The following is a 2,884-nucleotide window of genomic DNA, read 5'->3' as shown; positions in this document are numbered from 1 at the left end:
GCCCCGCCGGGCGCTGCCGCCGCGGCGGCGGAGCCGGAGGGTGAGGGCCGGTGGGCTGGGGCGGGGTGGGGGCGCATCAGTAGCGCCACTTCGTGGCGGCGATGACGGCCTCGGGGGGCAGTTCGGCGTAGGAGGCGCTCTCGGCGGCGCGGACGGAGGCGACGGCCTCGAAGAGGACGTCGCCGAGGGCGTCGCGCAGGACGGTGGAGGCCCGGAAGGCCGTCAGGGTCTCGTCGAGGGTGGTGGGCAGACGCGGGGGCCGGCGCTCCGGCGGCAGCAGGGCCGGGTCGCCCTGGACGGGCTCCGGGAGGGTCGCGCCGGCGTCCAGGCCGGACAGGCCCGCCGCGATGACACCGCCCACCGCGAGGTAGGGGTTCGCGGCCAGGTCGAAGCACTTGACCTCGACGTTGGCCTGCTCGTCGCCGCCCTGGATCAGCCGCAGAGCGGCCTCGCGGTTCTCCACGCCCCAGCACTGGAAGCAGCCGGCCCAGTGCGAGGGCACCAGCCGCAGGTAGCTCGCGGGGCTGGGCGCGCCGAGCGCCAGCAGCGCGGGCAGCTCCCGCAGCACCCCGGCCAGGAACGCCGCGCCGTCCCCGTAGGGCTCCTCCCCGGCGAGCAGGTTGCGTCCGTCGCGCCAGGCGCTCAGGTGCAGGTGGCCGCCGTTGCCGACGCCGCCGGGCTCGAACGCCGGGGCGAAGGACGCGCGCAGGCCGTGCTGCGCGGAGACCCCCCGGATCGTGGTCCGCACCAGCACCGCGTCGTCGGCCGCGCCGAGCGGGTCCCGCGCGGCCACCGAGACCTCGAACTGGCCCGGGGAGTACTCGGGATGGAGCTGCTGGACGCTCAGCCCGGCGGCCTCCAGCGCCAGCAGCACGTCGCGCAGGTAGTCGGAGCAGTCGGTGATCCGGTGCAGACCGTAGGCGGGGCCGTCGGTCGGGTAGCCGCCGTCCTCGGCCCGCTGGACGATCCACTCCGTCTCGAACGCGGCGCGGAAGGTGATCCCGCGCTCCGCGGCGAGCTCGGCCGCCCGCGCGGCGAAGCGACGCTGACAGGCGGGGTGCGGCAGACCGTCCTGCCGGTACCGGTCGGCGGGCGCGAAGGCCCAGCCGGGCTGGGCCGCCAGCGCGACGGCCCGGTCCAGCGCCGCGAAGAGCCGCAGATCGCCGTCGGGGCCGCCGATACAGCGGCTGGTGGTGGTCGCGTCGTCGACCAGGAAGACGTCGAAGACCGGCGACATGCCGACGCCCTCCACCGCCGCCTCGGGCAGCCGCCGCAGCGGCACGCCCTTGACTCGGGCGACGCCCGCGTTGTCGACCCAGGTGAGGGCGAGCGCCACGACTCCCTCGTCGCTGAGGCGTGCGGCGGTCAGCCGCGCCTCGGCGCGGGCCTCGTGCGAGTGGTCCTGCGGCGTCTCCGGCTCTCGTGACGTCTCCGGCACGCGCGACGCTCCGCCCTGGTCCACCGTCGGCCCCTCTCCGGGTCGCTCCCGCGACCCGATCCTCGTCCGGCCCGTCGTCAGGCGCCGCCGTCGTGCACGCTGAACGCGCTGCGCCGGGCGGCCCTCGCCACTCCAGGATCGGGGTGCGCGGACGCCACGGCCGCCAGGACATGCCCGGCGCGCGGGTGACCTACCTGGCGCGCGAGCGCGAAGAGGCGCCCGGGGTCGCCGTCGGCCGCCCCCTGCACGTGGCGGACCAGCATCCCGGTGTCGCCGTGCTCCAGCACCGCCGCGCCCGTGTCGACCCAGAGCCAGGCGGCGTCCTGCTTGTCCAGCACGTCGGCGGGCAGCACGCCCTCGTCGCTGTGCTCGGCCAGCCACAACAGCGCGTACGGGCGCAGCATCGGCTCCTCCACCGCGTGGCGCACGGACGGCTCGGCGGGCTGTCCGGCGACGCGCAGCGCCTCGAAGGCGAGGCCGCGCAGCAGGGCGTCCTCGCCGCGGGCGACGTCCAGCAGGTCGGCGACGGCGCGGTCCACCTGACGCGCCGCCAGCCAGGCCCGGTACTCGGCGCGGGCCGGCCCCGGCGAGTAGCCGGCGCAGGCGGTCAGCAGCTCGTGCGCGGACTGCTCGATGTGCCCGGCGGCGGTCTGCGCGACGGTGCAGATCTCCTCCAGCTTGGCGCGGACCGCCCAGTGGCCGAGCGGGGTCAGCTCGAAGCTGTCCTCGGCGTCGTGCTGCCCGGTTCTGCGGACCAGGGCCCCGACGGCTCTGAAGCCGTCGAGCATCCACCGCAGCACGGCCACGATCTCGCCCTGCGACGGCGGTTGGGCCGCGTCGCCGTCCCGCGCGTCCGCGCGGACCGCGGAGACGGCCAGGGCGGCGTGCGGCACCGGGGTCGCGGCGGTGGGGTGCAGGCCGGCGTGCCACTGCTCCTCCAGGCCGCGGCGCAGCAGCTCCAGCAGCTCGGTCTCGGCGACCGGCGCGTCCACCAGGTGCAGGAAGGACAGCAGTTGCGGCGCGTGGTCCACGGCCTGTCCGGCGAGCCGGGTCAGCGCCCGGTCCGGGACGGAGACCAGCAGCGTCCAGGCGTCGAACAGCGCGGCCCAGCCGCGCAGCACCGCCTCGTCGTCGTGGGCCCAGGCGTGCAGCCGCCAGCCGGGGCCGGCCCCTGCGCCCCGCAGCTCGACCAGCCCGGTCAGCCGCGCGCGCTCCCAGGCCGCGAGGGCCTGGTCCACGGTCAGCTCCAGCGCGTCGGCCGCCTCCGCGGCGTCGGTCGGCAGCAGGTCCCCCCGGCGGTCCACGGCCGCGAGTTCGCCCGCCCAGCGGGCGACGCGCACCGCGTCGGCGAGCAGGCGTCGCGCCGGAGGCGCGAGGCTGCCCGGGCCGGGCAGATCGGCCGGCGGCGTCCGGCGCACCTGCCCGTTCGGGCGGGGCAGCCGGGCC

2 protein-coding genes are annotated in these 2,884 nt (G+C 77.6%); both read right to left on the bottom strand.

Going from position 1 to position 2,884, the window contains the following annotated elements; translation table 11 throughout:
• Positions 1-76: 76 nt before the first annotated feature.
• Positions 77-1,438 carry a type I glutamate--ammonia ligase gene (locus TR48_RS38320; protein WP_084730115.1) on the bottom strand — a complete coding sequence of 454 codons (1,362 nt, stop codon included), beginning with the start codon at positions 1,436-1,438 and terminating at the stop codon, positions 77-79.
• A 77-nt stretch (positions 1,439-1,515) separates the two neighbouring features.
• Positions 1,516-2,884 (bottom strand): hypothetical protein (locus tag TR48_RS44125; RefSeq protein WP_161789996.1); only part of this gene is annotated, 1,369 nt, incomplete at its 5' end.

It is taken from the genome of Streptacidiphilus neutrinimicus, assembly GCF_000787815.1.
Taxonomy (GTDB): domain Bacteria; phylum Actinomycetota; class Actinomycetes; order Streptomycetales; family Streptomycetaceae; genus Streptacidiphilus; species Streptacidiphilus neutrinimicus.
Note: the sequence above shows the minus strand (reverse complement) of the source record. Positions and strands in the feature narration are given on the sequence as shown.